Source organism: Shinella sp. AETb1-6, from assembly GCF_009826875.1.
Lineage (GTDB): Bacteria > Pseudomonadota > Alphaproteobacteria > Rhizobiales > Rhizobiaceae > Shinella > Shinella sumterensis.
Map to the genome: position 1 here is coordinate 181,345 of NZ_WUMM01000001.1, position 15,168 is coordinate 196,512.

At 64.2% G+C, this 15,168-nt stretch carries 18 protein-coding genes; 13 read left to right on the plus strand and 5 right to left on the minus strand.

The features are described from left to right. Positions 1-62: 62 nt before the first annotated feature. Both GR158_RS00850 and GR158_RS00855 read right to left on the minus strand, forming a co-directional pair. Positions 63-755 (minus strand): 4Fe-4S dicluster domain-containing protein, encoded by a 693-nt coding sequence (locus GR158_RS00850; protein WP_160869362.1) that lies wholly within the window; start codon positions 753-755, stop codon positions 63-65. Between the two features lie 107 nt (positions 756-862). Then, on the minus strand, positions 863-2,446 hold the full coding sequence (locus tag GR158_RS00855) for a trimethylamine methyltransferase family protein (RefSeq protein ID WP_160869363.1): 1,584 nt from the start codon (positions 2,444-2,446) through the stop codon (positions 863-865). A gap of 335 nt (positions 2,447-2,781) precedes the next feature. On the opposite strand from GR158_RS00855, the gene GR158_RS00860 reads away from it, so the two are divergent. After that, positions 2,782-3,477 (plus strand): B12-binding domain-containing protein, encoded by a 696-nt coding sequence (locus tag GR158_RS00860; RefSeq protein WP_023514481.1) that lies wholly within the window; start codon positions 2,782-2,784, stop codon positions 3,475-3,477. Positions 3,478-3,526: 49 nt separating this feature from the next. Here the strand turns inward: GR158_RS00860 and GR158_RS00865 are convergent, their stop codons facing one another. Next, positions 3,527-3,685 carry an entericidin gene (locus GR158_RS00865; protein ID WP_160869364.1) on the minus strand — a complete coding sequence of 53 codons (159 nt, stop codon included), beginning with the start codon at positions 3,683-3,685 and terminating at the stop codon, positions 3,527-3,529. A 17-nt stretch (positions 3,686-3,702) separates the two neighbouring features. Here GR158_RS00865 and GR158_RS00870 point away from each other — a divergent pair, with 17 nt between their 5' ends. From GR158_RS00870 to GR158_RS00910, 9 genes are all read left to right on the plus strand, one after another. Continuing rightward, on the plus strand, positions 3,703-4,344 hold the full coding sequence (locus tag GR158_RS00870; protein WP_160869365.1) for a DUF1638 domain-containing protein: 642 nt from the start codon (positions 3,703-3,705) through the stop codon (positions 4,342-4,344). Positions 4,345-4,477: 133 nt separating this feature from the next. Further along, a complete protein-coding gene (locus GR158_RS00875) occupies positions 4,478-5,224 on the plus strand; it encodes a formyl transferase (protein ID WP_246665502.1) in 747 nt (248 codons plus the stop codon). A 199-nt stretch (positions 5,225-5,423) separates the two neighbouring features. Continuing rightward, entirely contained in the window at positions 5,424-5,726 is a 303-nt protein-coding gene (locus tag GR158_RS00880) for a virulence factor (protein WP_134649468.1), read from the plus strand. Further along, positions 5,719-6,333 (plus strand): methylenetetrahydrofolate reductase C-terminal domain-containing protein, encoded by a 615-nt coding sequence (locus GR158_RS00885; protein WP_134649469.1) that lies wholly within the window; start codon positions 5,719-5,721, stop codon positions 6,331-6,333. The genes GR158_RS00880 and GR158_RS00885 overlap by 8 nt, the downstream gene beginning before the upstream one ends. A gap of 2 nt (positions 6,334-6,335) precedes the next feature. After that, entirely contained in the window at positions 6,336-7,430 is a 1,095-nt protein-coding gene (locus tag GR158_RS00890; protein ID WP_160869367.1) for a methylenetetrahydrofolate reductase, read from the plus strand. A gap of 228 nt (positions 7,431-7,658) precedes the next feature. Further along, positions 7,659-8,627 (plus strand): methyltetrahydrofolate cobalamin methyltransferase, encoded by a 969-nt coding sequence (locus GR158_RS00895; RefSeq protein WP_134649471.1) that lies wholly within the window; start codon positions 7,659-7,661, stop codon positions 8,625-8,627. Then, positions 8,627-8,950, plus strand: coding sequence for a hypothetical protein (locus tag GR158_RS00900; protein ID WP_160869368.1), 324 nt, complete (start codon positions 8,627-8,629; stop codon positions 8,948-8,950). Before GR158_RS00895 ends, GR158_RS00900 begins: the two co-directional genes overlap by 1 nt. A 33-nt stretch (positions 8,951-8,983) precedes the next feature. Then, positions 8,984-11,056: an ASKHA domain-containing protein gene (locus tag GR158_RS00905; protein ID WP_160869369.1), complete on the plus strand. Its 2,073-nt coding sequence runs from the start codon at positions 8,984-8,986 to the stop codon at positions 11,054-11,056. 66 nt (positions 11,057-11,122) lie between these two features. Continuing rightward, positions 11,123-11,527, plus strand: coding sequence for a hypothetical protein (locus GR158_RS00910; RefSeq protein WP_160869370.1), 405 nt, complete (start codon positions 11,123-11,125; stop codon positions 11,525-11,527). A gap of 34 nt (positions 11,528-11,561) precedes the next feature. Here the strand turns inward: GR158_RS00910 and GR158_RS00915 are convergent, their stop codons facing one another. Beyond that, positions 11,562-12,479 carry a LysR family transcriptional regulator gene (locus tag GR158_RS00915; protein ID WP_134649475.1) on the minus strand — a complete coding sequence of 306 codons (918 nt, stop codon included), beginning with the start codon at positions 12,477-12,479 and terminating at the stop codon, positions 11,562-11,564. A gap of 116 nt (positions 12,480-12,595) precedes the next feature. Between GR158_RS00915 and GR158_RS00920 the strand changes: the two genes are divergently transcribed. Both GR158_RS00920 and GR158_RS00925 read left to right on the plus strand, forming a co-directional pair. Next, positions 12,596-12,814 (plus strand): hypothetical protein, encoded by a 219-nt coding sequence (locus GR158_RS00920; protein ID WP_160869371.1) that lies wholly within the window; start codon positions 12,596-12,598, stop codon positions 12,812-12,814. A gap of 103 nt (positions 12,815-12,917) precedes the next feature. After that, on the plus strand, positions 12,918-13,133 hold the full coding sequence (locus GR158_RS00925; protein ID WP_160869372.1) for a hypothetical protein: 216 nt from the start codon (positions 12,918-12,920) through the stop codon (positions 13,131-13,133). 86 nt (positions 13,134-13,219) lie between these two features. Here the strand turns inward: GR158_RS00925 and GR158_RS00930 are convergent, their stop codons facing one another. Beyond that, the gene (locus tag GR158_RS00930; protein WP_160869374.1) at positions 13,220-13,828 is read right to left on the minus strand and encodes a GNAT family N-acetyltransferase; all 609 of its coding nucleotides are present in this window, start codon (positions 13,826-13,828) and stop codon (positions 13,220-13,222) included. 287 nt (positions 13,829-14,115) lie between these two features. Here GR158_RS00930 and GR158_RS00935 point away from each other — a divergent pair, with 287 nt between their 5' ends. Continuing rightward, positions 14,116-15,123, plus strand: coding sequence for a GlxA family transcriptional regulator (locus tag GR158_RS00935; RefSeq protein WP_134649479.1), 1,008 nt, complete (start codon positions 14,116-14,118; stop codon positions 15,121-15,123). Positions 15,124-15,168 lie beyond the last annotated feature (45 nt).

A 15,168-nucleotide genomic window follows, 5' to 3' on the forward strand; every position in this document is an offset into this window, starting at 1 on the left:
AAGCGCATGAACGATGGCTCGGCTTGCAATGCGGCGAATTTAGCAGCGCGCCGTGCAGATGGTCAAAGCGATAGCGCGGCCATGTGGAAACGCAACTGGTCGTCCCCGTAGCGATACGCCGCCCCGACGGGACAGGCGGCACGGGCAAGACAGCCGCCGCGCAGGCAGCCGCCCTGCCCTTGCGGCGTGCGCAGATGGCTGCGGCAGGCCGGCACGTCGAATGCGTCCGCGCGCACGGCAGCGGCGGGACAGGTCGTGAGACAGGGCTGGTCAAGACACGTGTCGCAGGGATGCGCGCCGCGCGGTGCAGGCTCGTCCTCGGCCGGGAACGCAAAGCCAAGCGCACCGCGATAACCGTGCCACAGGCCATAAACGGGATGGATGAGAATGCCGAGCGGCGAGGCTTTCAGACCCTCCGCGCGCATCGCCCACTGCTGGAACGGCTGCCAGGGCGGATCGGAGGGAAACCACGCCGTTGCACCGGCCATCGCCGCGATGGGACCGATGACATCTTTCGACCAGGTATCGAGCGGGTCGGGCCCGCCGGCATCCGCCCGGCTGCGCCGCCAGCGGGAGAACGCCGGCCAGAGCGAGCTGCCGATATTGCCGATGAGCACGACGCTGGCGGCGGGGCGACTGTTACTCAGCGTCGGCGCGGCCTCGCCGTCCGCAAAATTCACCACACCGCGCAAAAAAAGACCGTGCGGCTGAAGAGCCGCACGGATCGTTTCGAGGTGGTGACCGGAGGCGTTCACCGGGTCACGTCTCCCTTGAGCTCATAATGCGGACGCCAGACTTCCTTCTGGATCATGTCGGCCACCCGCGTCGCTCCGCCTTGCTCCCTGGCGCGGTCGGGACCCTTTCAGGTGAAGGCGTCCGGCATCGAGTCCTTGCGCTCCTTGATGAAGGCGAGAAGCGCGTCGTCGATGGCCGGGTCGAGATGCGGCGCCTCGTAGCTTTCGAGCCAGCTGCGGCACAGCGCGTTGGCGCGCTCCTCGATGCGCTTCTGCCCCTCGATCTCCCACTGCTCGAACGAGTTGTTGTCGGCGAGCGGCGAGCGATAGAAGGCGGTCTGGAAGTTGGCCTGGGTATGGGCGCAGCCGAGATAATGGCTGCCCGGACCCACTTCGCGGATGGCGTCGAGCGCCTGCGCATTCTCCGAGAGGTCGATGCCCTCGGCGAATTTCTGCATCATGCCGAGCTGGTCCTGGTCGATCATGAACTTCTCGTAGGACGAAACGAGGCCGCCTTCGAGCCAGCCCGCGGCGTGCAGCACGAAATTCGTGCCGGCCAGCAGCGTCATGTTGAGCGTGTTGGCGGATTCGTGCGCCGCCTGCGCATCCGGAACCTTCGAACCGCAGAGCGAGCCGCCGGTACGGAACGGCAGACCGAGGCGGCGGGCGAGCTGTGCTGCGCCGTAGGAGACCAGCGACGGCTCCGGCGAACCGAAGGTCGGCGCGCCCGACTGCATGGAGATCGACGCGGCGAAGGTGCCGAACAGCACCGGCGCGCCCTTGCGGATGAGCTGGGTGAAGGAGGCGCCGGCGAGAACCTCGGCGAGGATCTGCGTCAGCGTGCCGGCAACGGTCACCGGGCTCATCGCGCCCGACAGGATGAACGGCGAAACGACGCAGGCCTGGTTATGCCGGGCGTAGACCTTCAGCGCGCCCACCATGGTCTCGTCGAAGACCATCGGCGAATTGGCGTTGATGAGGTTCATCATGACCGTGTTGTTCTCGACGAATTCGTCGCCGAACACGATCTTGGCCATGGCGATCGAATCTTCCGCGCGTTCCGGCGCGGTGACCGAGCCCATGAACGGCTTGTCGGAATATTTCAGGTGGCTGTAGACCATGTCCAGGTGACGCTTGTTCACCGGAATGTCCACCGGCTCGCAGACCGTGCCGCCCGACGAATGCATGGACGGCGCCATATAGGCGAGCTTCACGAAATTGCGGAAGTCCTCGATCGTCGCATAGCGCCTGACGCCTTCGAGGTCGCGCACGAAGGGCGGGCCGTAGACCGGCACGAAAACGGTGGCCTTGCCGCCGATCTGGACGCTGCGCTGGGGGTTGCGGGCATGCCAGGTGAACTGCGACGGTGCGGTCTTCAAGAGTTCGCGGCACAGTCCCTTGGGAAAATGCACGCGCTCGCCGCGCACGTCAGCGCCGGCGTCCCGCCACAGCTGGAGCGCTTCCGGATCCTCGCGGAACTCGATGCCGATTTCCTCCAGAATGAGGTCGGCATTGGCTTCGATGAGCTGCAGGCCGTCCTCGTCGAGAACCTCGTATTCCCTGATCTTGCGGGTGATATAGGGCAGCGACGGGCCCGGACCGCCACCGGTGCGCGATGCGCGCCGTGCGGCCGCGCCGCGCCCCTCCCGCGAGCGACGCCCGCCACCTTCCTGGGTGCCCTCGCCTGCCACCTGCTCAATGCCCTCGCTCATGATCCGTCTTCCCTTTCTTCCCGCGCCCGAAAGCGCCTCTTTTGCTATGCTAGCAAGCCGCCGGATCGGGGCGGGTCTCAAAGCGCCAAGCAATGGCGCACGCTGGATACCGGCTTTGGCGCGATCATAATGCGGACGCCGCCGGGATCGTAGCGGCATTCTCTTGTTTGCGCTGTCAATTCACCGTTTTGCAGCGTAAGATCGCGGCATGTTTTCGTCGGGTCGCTTTTCGCTGTATGCGACGTCGTTTTCGAAATCGGATTGCGACACGAGGACGGATATTTCTAGGGTGAGGAGCCTGCCGACCGCAGCGCTAATGGAGACGAGGAAACGCAATGTCTGACGACGAAATCATTCTCGCCGATCTCTCCGACGAAGAGCTTGTGCAGCAGATGCACGACGACCTCTACGACGGCCTGAAGGAGGAAATCGAAGAGGGCACCAACATCCTGCTGGAGCGCGGCTGGGCACCCTACGACGTGCTGACCCAGGCGCTCGTCGAAGGCATGCGCATCGTCGGCGTCGATTTCCGCGACGGCATTCTTTTCGTTCCGGAAGTTCTCCTGTCGGCAAACGCCATGAAGGCCGGCATGTCGATCCTGCGTCCCCTGCTTGCCGCCACCGGCGCGCCGAAGCAGGGCAAGATGGTGATCGGCACCGTCAAGGGCGACATCCACGACATCGGCAAGAACCTCGTCGGCATGATGATGGAAGGTGCGGGCTTCGACGTGATCGACCTCGGCATCAACAACCCGGTCGAAAACTATCTGGAAGCCATCGAGCGCGAACAGCCCGATATCCTCGGCATGTCTGCGCTTCTGACGACCACCATGCCCTATATGAAGGTCGTTATCGACACGATGAAGGAAAAGGGTCTGCGCGACGATTACGTCGTCCTGGTCGGCGGCGCGCCGCTCAACGAGGAATTCGGCAAGGCCGTCGGTGCCGACGCCTATTGCCGAGATGCGGCCGTTGCCGTGGAAACCGCCAAGGAATTCATGAAGCGCAAGCACAACATGCTTGCCGGCTGACGTGAAATATCAGGCGGCGCCTTGAAAGCGCGCCGCCTGACCACGAGATTTATCGAGCGGCACGCTCGACGCTGCGGCCGGCATCCTGCGTCGCATCAACGGCATTGGCCGTATCCCTGCCCACGCCGCGAATGGTGTTGCCGCAGGCGCTGAGCGCCAGAAGAGCGGCGAGAACGATGCTGATCTTGGTCAGATTTGTGCCAGTCATGGTGGGAGTCCCTCTCGATGGATGTGGTTGACGCAGAACTTCGGCTTGGAAGTCCGGCGTCTAAACGCACGAGACGCGAAAAAGTTCGCGTGATCGCGTGCGGTGCGATCGCGCGCGAGATCATCGCGATCCGCGATGCGAACGGCCTCGATCACATCGATCTCGTCTGCCTGCCCGCCATCTGGCACGCCCATCCCGAAAAGATTGCGCCCGGCGTCGAAAAAGCGGTTCAAGAGGCGCGCGCCGAAGGCTTCTCCCGTTTCTTCGTGGGCTACGCCGATTGCGGCACCGGCGGGCTGCTCGACCGGGTCTGCGAAACGCTCGGCGTCGAGCGGATCGCCGGACCGCACTGTTACTCCTTCTTCGCCGGCAACGAGGCCTTCGCCGCGAAGGATGACGACGTGACCGCGTTCTTCCTCACCGACTTCCTGGCCCGCCAGTTCCGCGCCTTCGTCATCGAGCCGCTCGGCCTCGACCGGCATCCGCAGCTGAAGGACATGTATTTCGGCAACTACACCAAACTCGTCTATCTCTCACAGGTCGAGGACGAGGCCCTGCAGCAGAAGGCGAAAGAGGCGGCCGGCTATCTCGGGCTCACCTACGAGTACCGCTTCACCGGTTACGGCGACCTGACCGGCGCCCTGCTCACCACGCGCTAACCAATTCTTAGCCCTGCCCGCAAATCCCGCGCCCTCGGTTACGCCTTTCTAAGAGCGGGATCCGATCATGCCCGCCAGAAATCGGCGAGGCATCGACATGACGCAGCAGGCAGTACGGACGGAAACGGTGGCAATGCTGATTCAGCCCGGACCCAACCCGGAAATCGTCGTCAATGCCGTCAAGGCGGCCTTCCCTAATCTTGTGGTGATCGAGGAAGAGCCCGAGTCGAAAGCGCTGTTCATCCGCCGCCGCGCAAAAAAACTCGGCTGGATCCAGGCGCTGGGGCAGCTCGCGACCATGGTCGTCTCCAAATACGGCAAGCGCTTCACCAGGAAACGCACCGCCGAAATCCTTAAAACCTTCGGCGCCGACCCGTCGCCCGATCCGGCAATTCGCCGCGTGGCCGTTCCCTCCGCCAACAGCCCGGCGTTCCTGGCCGCGATCGCCGAGATCCGGCCGGCCGCCCTGCTTTTGGTCAGCACGCGCATGCTGAAGGCCGAAACGCTCGCCGCCATACCCTGCCCGGTCTTGAACCTGCATGCGGGCATCAACCCGCAATATCGCGGCCTGCAAGGCGGATACTGGTCGCGCGTGCGGTCGGATGAGGCGAATTTCGGCACGACGATCCATCTCGTGGATGCCGGCGTCGACACCGGCGGCGTGCTCCACCAGATGCGCATCAAACCTTCCAAACGCGACACGATGCACACCTATCCGCTCCTCCAGACGGCCGCCGCCACCGGCCTTGTCGTGCAGGCGCTCGACGAAGCGGTGACGGGTAACCTCAAGCCCTTGAAAATAGCGGCACCATCGCGACAATGGTATCATCCGCCGATCTGGACCTGGCTCTGGAACGGCGTGACCCGCGGCATCTGGTAGGTCCTCCCGGCGAGGTCGAATCCGACGTCGTTTTTGAGCATGAGGCAGTCGTGGCGAGTAGAGCCCGCGACGACGCCAGCACGCATTGTCAGCATAGCAACGGGAGGAAGACGCCGAGCGCTTTCCGCCCGCAGTTGCGGCAGAGGGGGTAGAGCATTCCGGCTGAAGACGCGCGGCAATGTTCCGGGAGAAATTCGACATGGCAGACCGCATCATCGTCTACTGGCGCGATATCCCCGCCCAGGTCATCATCAAGAGAGGCCGGGCCAGCGCCAAGCGGGAACTCTCGCTGCGCTTCACCGAGGCCATCGACATGTGCGCCATGCGCACCGGCGCGGCGGAAACCGACGATTACCTCGCCGAATGGCGCAAGGCCGCCCCCGAGCCCGTTTCCGACGACCTGGAGGCGGAAGCCGACAAGGCCGTCGCCGAGATCGAGGCCGCCTATGACCGCGAGCGGCTGGTCGCCCTCGTCAAGGCCGGAGGGCGCGACAATGGCTGATCCGAAACTCGGAGAACCGAAGCTCGAAGGCGCGCAGAAGCCCGGCAACGCCGCGCCCGCCAAGAAGGCCGCCACGGGCGCCTTCACGCCATCAGGCGTCTCGCCGAACCGCCGGTCGCGCCACAAATACACGATCCGCCTCTGGGCGGTGCGCCATTCCCGTTTTTTCGAGTGGTTCTACCACCGTTTCGCGGAAGCGTTCCTGCTTCTCCACCCCGTCTGGAAGCTCTTCGGCTACCAGCGCGTCGAGCGACCCATCACCTTCGTCGAAAAGCATGTGAAGGGTTTTCTTTTCGACTGTCGCATGTGCGGCCAGTGCGCGCTGTCGTCCACGGGCATGTCCTGCCCGATGAACTGTCCCAAGCAGTTGCGCAACGGCCCCTGCGGCGGGGTGCGTGCCAATGGCAACTGCGAGGTGGAACCGGATATGCCCTGCGTTTGGGTCCAGGCCTGGAAGGGCTCGCAGAACATGGTGAAGGGAGACGCCATCATGAACGTGCAGAAGCCGGTGAACCAGTCGCTGCGCGAGACCTCGTCCTGGCTGCGCGTGACCGCGGAAGCCGCCGCTGCCCGTGAAGCGGCCGCCGCCGCCGGAAAGGACGCCTGAGCATGGCGCATATCGACGAAAACCCGCTAGGGGCCCACCTGCCGCTCGATCCCCTGCCCGGCCATTCCTCGCTGGGCCGGCTGGAACGGGTGCTCAGGCGCGGCGAATTCGCCGTGACGACGGAACTGAACCCGCCCGACAGCGCCAACCCGGAAGACGTCTACGAACGCGCGGCGATCTTCGACGGCTGGGTCGACGGCATCAATGCGGTCGATGCGTCGGGCGCTAACTGCCACATGTCGTCGTTCGGCATCTGCGCGCTTTTGACTCGCATGGGTTATGCGCCGATCATGCAGATCGCCTGCCGCGACAAGAACCGCATCGCCATACAGGGCGACGTTCTCGGTGCCGCCGCCATGGGCGTGTGCAACATCATGTGCCTGACCGGCGACGGCGTGCAGGCCGGCGACCAGCCCGGCGCAAAGCCCGTCTTCGATCTCGACTGCATGTCGCTGCTCGAAACCGTGCGCATCATGCGCGACAATTCCAAGTTCCTGTCCGGCCGCAAGCTGACAACGCCGCCGAAGGTGTTCCTCGGCGCCGCGATCAATCCTTTCGCCCCGCCCTACGACTTCCGCCCCTACCGCCTCGCCAAGAAGATCGAGGCCGGCGCGCAGTTCGTGCAGAGCCAGTATTGCTTCGACGTGCCGATGTTCCGCGAATACATGAAGAAGGTGCGCGACCTCGGCCTGCACGAGAAGTGCTACATCCTCGTGGGCGTGGGCCCCATGGCGTCGGCCAAGACCGCCAAGTGGATCCGCTCCAACGTGCCGGGCATCCACATTCCCGATTCCGTCATCAAGCGCCTGGAAGGCGCGGAGGACCAGAAGAAGGAGGGCAAGCAGCTCTGCATCGACATCATCAACGAGGTGAAGGAGATCGAGGGCGTTTCCGGCATTCACGTCATGGCGTACCGGCAGGAAGAATATGTCGCGGAAATGGTGCATGATTCCGGCGTCCTGAAGGGGCGCAAGCCCTGGAAGCGCGAGCCGAACCCTGTCGACCAGCTCGTTGCCGAACGCATCGAGATGGCCCGGGACGGCCATGAGCAGGACCAGCAGAAACTCGCCGGGCAGGCCGCCCAGCAGCCGCTTTGAACGGACGGTAGCCATGCAGGAGATTGCCCCCTCATCCACCTGCCGGCACCTTTTCCCCGCGGGGGAGAAGGGGAAGTCCGTCAACCTCTCTTTTGCCTTCTCCCCCGCGGGGAGAAGGTGGCCCGCAAGGGCCGGATGCGGGGTTCCCGCTTCGTCCGCCGACCAGCATTGTAACACCCGATATCGCGCGCTAGATCACAATCGGCGCCCCGCCTCAGAGGACCTTATATGACACGCACCATCGTCGCCTCGGCCACCCGCGAAATCGTCATCGGTTTCGACCAGCCCTTCTGCGTCATCGGCGAGCGCATCAACCCGACCGGCCGCAAGAAGCTGGCCGCGGAAATGCAGGCCGGCAATTTCGAGACCGTCATCAAGGATGCGCTGGAACAGGTCGCCGCCGGTGCCACAATGCTGGACATCAATGCCGGCGTGACCTCCGTCAACCCCAACGAGACCGAGCCGGGCCTTCTCGTCCAGACGCTGGAAATCGTCCAGGGCCTCGTCGATATTCCGCTTGCCATCGACAGTTCGGTGACGGCAGCCATCGAAGCCGGCCTCAAGGTCGCAAAGGGCCGCCCGCTCGTGAACTCGGTCACGGGCGAAGAGGAAAAGCTGGAAGCCATCCTGCCGCTCGTTAAGAAATACGATGTGCCTGTGGTTGCCATCTCCAACGACGAGACCGGCATCTCCATGGACCCGGACGTGCGCTTCGCCGTCGCCAAGAAGATCGTCGAGCGTGCCATGGACCACGGCATCAAGCCGCACGACATCGTCGTCGACCCGCTCGTCATGCCGATCGGCGCGCTGGGCGATGCCGGCCGCCAGGTCTTCCAGCTGCTTTACCGCCTGCGCAACGAACTGAAGGTCAACACGACCTGCGGCCTCTCCAACATCTCCTTCGGCCTGCCGCACCGTCACGGCATCAATGCCGGCTTCATCCCCATGGTCATCGGCGCAGGCATGACATCCGCCATCATGAACCCCTGCCGCCCACAGGAAATGGAGGCCGTGCGCGCCGCCAACGTGCTGAACGGCACGGACCCCAACTGCACCAACTGGATCATGACCTACCGCGATCACAAGCCCGCCGAGGGCGGTGCCTCGGCCGGCGCTGGCGCCGCAGCTCCTGCGCCTGCCGGCGGCCGCCGCGGTGGTCGTGCAGCCCGCGCCGGTGCGGGCGCGGCGCGCGAATAATGGCCGGCGGGCGCCAGTTCCGCCACGACGCCTTCAGCCTGTGGCTGGAGGCGCCTCTGGTGATCGCCATGCGCTGCCAGGAGATGGGCATGGCGGCGCTGACCGGCTCGACGCAGAACACCGCCGAGATGACCCGGATGGTCACGGAAAAGATGGCTGCCGCGGCGGAAAGCGCCGTGGCGGCCAATCTTGCTCTGGCGAAAGCCATGATGACGGCGACCTCGCCGGAAAGCACGGTCCGTGCGGTTTCGCAGGCCGCGCTGAAACCCTACGGCAAGCGCGTGCGCAGCAATATGCGCCGCCTTTCCCGCAAGAAGACATGAGGCGGCCCAGCCGGCCGTAGAAAGACCGATCCGATGCGCATTGAAGGGGAAAGCGAGATCAACATGACCGAAGCCTCGGCAAAAGAACCGCTGGTCCTCTTCATGCCCTCGGGCAAGCGCGGCCGCTTCCCGGTCGGCACCCCGGTTCTCGAAGCCGCCCGAAAACTCGGCGTCTACGTCGAGAGCGTGTGCGGCGGGCGCGCGACCTGCGGGCGCTGTCAGATCGAGGTGCAGGAAGGCAATTTCGCCAAGCACAAGATCGTCTCCTCGCTCGACCACATCTCGGAAAAGGGCCCGAAGGAGGAGCGTTACGAAAAGGTCCGCGGCCTGCCCGAAGGACGCCGCCTCTCCTGCTCCGCCCTCATCCTCGGCGACCTCGTCGTGGACGTGCCGCAGGACACCGTCATCAATGCGCAGGTGGTGCGCAAGGCCGCGACCGACCGGGTGATCGAGCGCAACGCCGCCGTCCAGCTCTGCTATGTCGAGGTGGACGAGCCCGACATGCACAAGCCGCTGGGCGATCTCGACCGCCTGAAGGTGATGCTGGAAAAGGACTGGGGCTGGAAGGACCTGCTGATCGCGCCCCATCTCATCCCGCAGGTGCAGTCGATCCTGCGCAAGGGCAGTTGGGGCGTCACCGCCGCCATCCACCGTGACATGGACAGTTCCCGCCCGTTTATCGTCGGCCTGTGGCCCGGCCTGAAGAACGAGGCCTATGGCGTGGCCTGCGATATCGGCTCCACGACGATCGCCATGCACCTCGTCTCGCTGCTGTCCGGCCGCATCGTCGCCTCTTCGGGTACGTCGAACCCGCAGATCCGCTTCGGCGAAGACCTGATGAGCCGCGTCTCCTATGTCATGATGAACCCGGACGGCCGGGAAGCCATGACCAAAGCCGTGCGCGAAGCCGTCAATGGCCTGATCGGCAAGGTCTGCGCGGAAGGCGACGTCGACCGGCACGACATCCTCGACATGGTCTTCGTCGCCAACCCGATCATGCACCACCTGTTCCTCGGCATCGACCCGACGGAACTCGGCCAGGCGCCATTCGCGCTCGCAGTCTCCGGCGCGCTGCAATACTGGGCGCACGAACTGGACATCGACGTGAACCGCGGCGCGCGGCTCTACACGCTGCCCTGCATCGCCGGCCATGTCGGCGCGGATGCGGCGGGGGCGACGCTCGCCGAAGGCCCCTACCGGCAGGATCGCATGATGCTGCTGGTCGATGTCGGCACCAACGCGGAAATCGTGCTCGGCAACCGCCAGCGCGTCGTTGCCGCCTCCTCGCCGACCGGGCCGGCCTTCGAGGGCGCGGAAATCTCCTCCGGCCAGCGCGCAGCACCCGGCGCCATCGAGCGCGTGCGCATCGATCCCGTCACGCTGGAGCCGAAGTTCCGCGTCATCGGCGTGGACAAGTGGTCCGACGAGGAAGGCTTTGCCGAGGGAGCCGAAAAGGTCGGCATAACAGGCATCTGCGGCTCGGCGATCATCGAAGTCGTGGCGGAAATGTATCTCACCGGCCTCATATCCGAGGATGGCGTCGTCGATGGCACCATGGCGGAGAGAAGCCCGCGCATCCTGCAGAACGGCCGCACCTTCTCCTATCTGCTGCATGACGGCGAGCCGCGCATCACGGTGACGCAGAACGACATCCGCGCCATACAGCTCGCCAAGTCGGCGCTCTATGCCGGCATCAAGCTGCTGATGGAAAAGCAGAGTGTCGACCATGTCGATACGATCCGCTTCGCCGGCGCCTTCGGCTCCTTCATCGATCCCAAATACGCGATGGTGCTGGGCCTCATCCCGGATTGCGACCTCAACGAGGTGAAGGCCGTCGGCAATGCGGCAGGCACAGGCGCACTGATGGCGCTGCTCAACCGCGACCACCGCCGCGAGATCGAGCGCGAGGTCAGCCGCATCGAAAAGATCGAGACGGCACTCGAGCCGCATTTCCAGCAGCTCTTCGTCAACGCCATGGCGATGCCGAACAAGGTCGACCCCTTCCCCGAACTCGCCAAGGTCGTGACGCTGCCCGAACGCAAGGTGCTGTCCGACGAGGGCGGCGGCGAAGGCGGCGGCCGCCGTCGGCGGCGCAACCGCGAATGAAGCGGCCGGTCTTTTCTTCGTCCGAAAGCGGCCCTACGATGGCCTGCCGAAAAGAATGAGAACACCATGACCAGTTCCGCCATCGCCGCCACCGCCCTTTGCGTCGTGCTCGCCTCGCCCGCTTTCGCCGAGACCTATGCGGCCGTCAGCAACACGGCTGTTTCCATCACCGGCGATATAGAGCTGGACGAGACCGGCATCACCTTCGAAAACGGCGAACAGCTCACCTTCGAGGAGCAGGTGGCCGACCGGTTCACGGTCGACGGCCAATCGGTGGAGGCCCATGTCTTCAGCCTCGCGGAGGCGCGCGATCCCGTCCTGCTCAACGGCAATACACTGTGCGGCGCGCCCGTCACCTATGTCGCCTCCTGGGAGACGAGCGACGGCAGCGGCACCGTTCTCGCGGTCTTCTCGACCCCGCAGCCGCCCGCAAGCGATGCGGACATGTGCGCGTCCTATACCTACGAATAGGCGAAAGCCGGGCTGATCGCCCGGCCCTCCCAAATCAGCAGGCGACCTGCAGCATGTCCATGGGGCGCCGCTCCATGCGGGCGAAGGCGGAGCGGATATAGTCTGCGACCGCCTGCGCGGGCGCTTCCGCTTCCTCGTTGACGACGAGACCGATGAGATAGTGGCCGAGGTCCGGCAGGCCGTCCTTCTCGCCCAGTGCCACCATGTCGTCACCGACCAGGAAGCGCGCGAGCGGCGCGACGGCGAGGTCGGCGCGAATGGCCGCGCGCTGGCCCATATGGTGGGCGCAGAAATAGGCGACCCGGAAATCGCGCCCCGACTGGCTCAACTCCTCCAGGGCGCGCGCGCGCCAGATGCAGCCTTCTTCCCAGACGGAGACGGGAAGCGGATTTTTCAGATAGGCATTGCCGCAGTTCTTTCCCGCCCAGACCAGCTGTTCCTTCAGCAGGATTTCGCCGGGAACCGGAAGCGTGCCATCGGTCGCGTTGAAGATCGCCAGATCGAGACGCCGCTCGGCGACCGCGCGGCGCAGGGTGCTGCTGGTCTCGATCGATACGTTGACGGCAATCGACGGGTAGGTTTCGGCAAAGCGCCGCAGCACTTCCGGCAGGATCAGCTCGCCCACATCATCAGGCGCGCCAAGGCGCACGACGCCGTTCATCTCGGGCATCATGAAGCGTGAGACCGCTTCATTGCTGAGCGCGATCAGCCGGCGCGCGTAGGACAGGAGCACCTCGCCCTGGTGGGTGAGCACGACCGAACGGGCATCGCGGCGAAACAGCGAGCAGCCCAGCATCTCCTCGAGTTTCTTGATCTGCATGGAGACGGCCGACGGCGTGCGATGCACGGTCTCGGCGGCTGTCGTGAAGTTGCCGGTCTCGGCAATCGCCACGAACGTTCGCAGGATATCCAGCTCGAGCAGCGGCAGCGTCTGACGCATCAACAGGTTCATGGCCAATCTCCATGGATCAGAAAAAATGAAGTGAAAGCTCATTTCATTTCGTTTGATTGAAAACCGAGTGAGGCGGATAGTCAACGGGCAAACAAACGAACATGAGGAAAAACGCCATGAAAAGCGAAAAATCTCCCATATTCGGCGGCGATATTGCCGTTCGCGCCCGCGGAAATGGCTTCTACTATACCATACGGCGGTTCGTGAGTGAGAAAATCCAGGCCCGCCGCCGGCGTCTCTCGGTCGATCACGCGGCCTGGGAACTGGCCCAGCTGCCGGACTACCTCAAGCAGGATATCCAGTGGCCGCCAGCGTCAGACCATGAAGAACGCTGATCGATCGGATCAAATATATTCGTTTGATTGATGCATTGGGTTGCGGCACAGTCTGACCACGGTCGCGACCTTTCGGAACTCCCAAGCACGAAAGGAACCTAACATGACACTCGTACTGGAACATCGGCAGGAACGGCGCGCAACGGGCGCCCGGCTCGGCCACAGCCTTGCTCATCTCGTCCGCGAACTCTTCGGGCGGATCGTCTCCGCATGGGAACGCAGCCGTCAGGAGCGTGAGATGGAAAGCATGCCCTATGACCTGCGCAAGGACATCGGCTTCCGCGCGGCAACCAACACAGCGCCCAAGTCGACACGATGACGGCAGACTGTAACGGCTGTACGCCGCATATCGACCAAGCCTAGGCCGCCGGCTCTGACAGACAACGTCAAGCCGGCGGTTTTGCATCAGGCCCGCAAGATCGGCACCTGGGGCGCGGCGGTTTCCGGCAGCACGCCGGTCAGGCGCGGATCGTCGAAGACCTCGACCTGCCGTTTCACCGGCACGAAACCCGAGCGGATGTAGAAATTCAGCGCCTGCGGCGAATCGAGCGTGCAGGTGTGCACCCAGAAGCGCCCGATCGGTGCGTGCCCCTCCCGCGACCAGGCGCGCGCAATCGCCCGGTTCATCAACCAGCGCCCCGTACCGTTCCCGACCATCGCAGGCGTGAGTCCGAAGAAGGCGAGTTCGCAGGCCCCCTCCTCGCGGAAATCCAGTTCCAGCAGGCCCTCCGCGCGGCCATCCTTCATCACCGCATAGACCTCGACGTCGGGATCGGTCAGAATCGCCGCGAGGTCCGATTCCGCCATTCTGAGGCGCGAATCCCAAAGCCAATCGGTGCCGACGCGCGCGTAGAGATCGCGATACCATGCGGTATCAGGCGTCTCGACATGCGCAAGCGTTATGCCGGGTTGTTCAGGGTCAGGCCCTAGTTGCGGCGGCTTGCGCATTTCGAGATGCGTCACCACCGCTGCGAGTTTGCCCGCCGGCACGTCCGAATATCCATCTGGCAGCATTTGTCGCCTCTCTTTCGATGGCTGCTTTCTCGCTGCGCCGAACGATCTTGTCAAACAGCGGGCCTTGACGAAGCACCGCCGTCGCAATCCGGCCATGGCGCAAGCGACGTCGCAAATACGCAACCCACGCACTTTTGTCATAATTTCGCCGGAAGACGCTGACATCTCAGCGATACGGCATACGTCCCGGTCGCAACCATCCTTTTTCCTGTCGCAAAAATACTAGCGCGACGGCCGGCTTGCCTGCGACGATTGCGACATTCCGCCTCACCAGCATGGACACGCCGATGAACAAGCAAGACGTCAAGAAGCGCTCTCTCGTTTTCTTTCTCGTGCCCAACTTCTCCATGCTGCCCTTCTCGGCGGCAATCGAGACGTTGCGCATCGCCAACCGCATGCTCGGATACGAGGCCTATACCTGGCGCCTCGCCTCCACGGACGGGCAGCAGGTGCTGTCCTCCAGCGGCATCGGCATCGAGGTGAACTCCTCGCTTGCCGACGAGCGCAAGCATCTCGGCGGGGAAAACCGCCCCTCCATGGTGCTGGTCTGCTCCGGTATCTATGTCGAGGACTTCTCCAACAAGTCGGTCAATGCCTGGCTGCGCGAGGTCTACAATCGCGGCATCGCCGTGGGCTCGCTCTGTACAGGTGCGCATGTGCTGGCACAGGCCGGTCTCCTCTCTGGCAAGCGCTGCGCCATCCACTGGGAAAACCTGCCGGGCTTTGCCGAGGCATTCCCGCAGGCCGATGTCTATGCCGATCTCTATGAAATCGACGGCAACATCTACACCTGCGCCGGCGGCACGGCCTCGCTCGACATGATGCTCAACCTGATCGACCAGGATTTCGGCGAAAACCTCGTCAACCGCGTCTGCGAACAGGCCCTCACGGACCGCGTGCGCGGCCCGCACGACCGCCAGCGCCTGCCGCTGCGCGCCCGACTGGGCGTGCAGAACGCCAAGGTGCTGTCGATCATCGAACTGATGGAAAAGAACCTCTCCGAGCCGCTCTCGCTCTTGGAAATCGCCGATGGCGCCGACCTGTCGCGCCGCCAGATCGAGCGCCTTTTCCGTCAGGAAATGGGCCGCTCGCCGGCCCGCTACTACCTGGAAATCCGGCTCGACCGTGCCCGCCACCTGCTGGTGCAGTCCTCCATGCCCGTGGTGGAAGTCGCCGTCGCCTGCGGCTTCGTCTCGGCCTCGCACTTCTCCAAGTGCTACCGCGAGCTTTACAACCGCTCGCCCCAGCAGGAGCGCGCCGAACGCAAGCTGACGCTCTCGGCCATCGCGCGCTGATCGGACGATCCTGAAATAAGGGAGGTCCCCGTCCCTGCGGCGGGG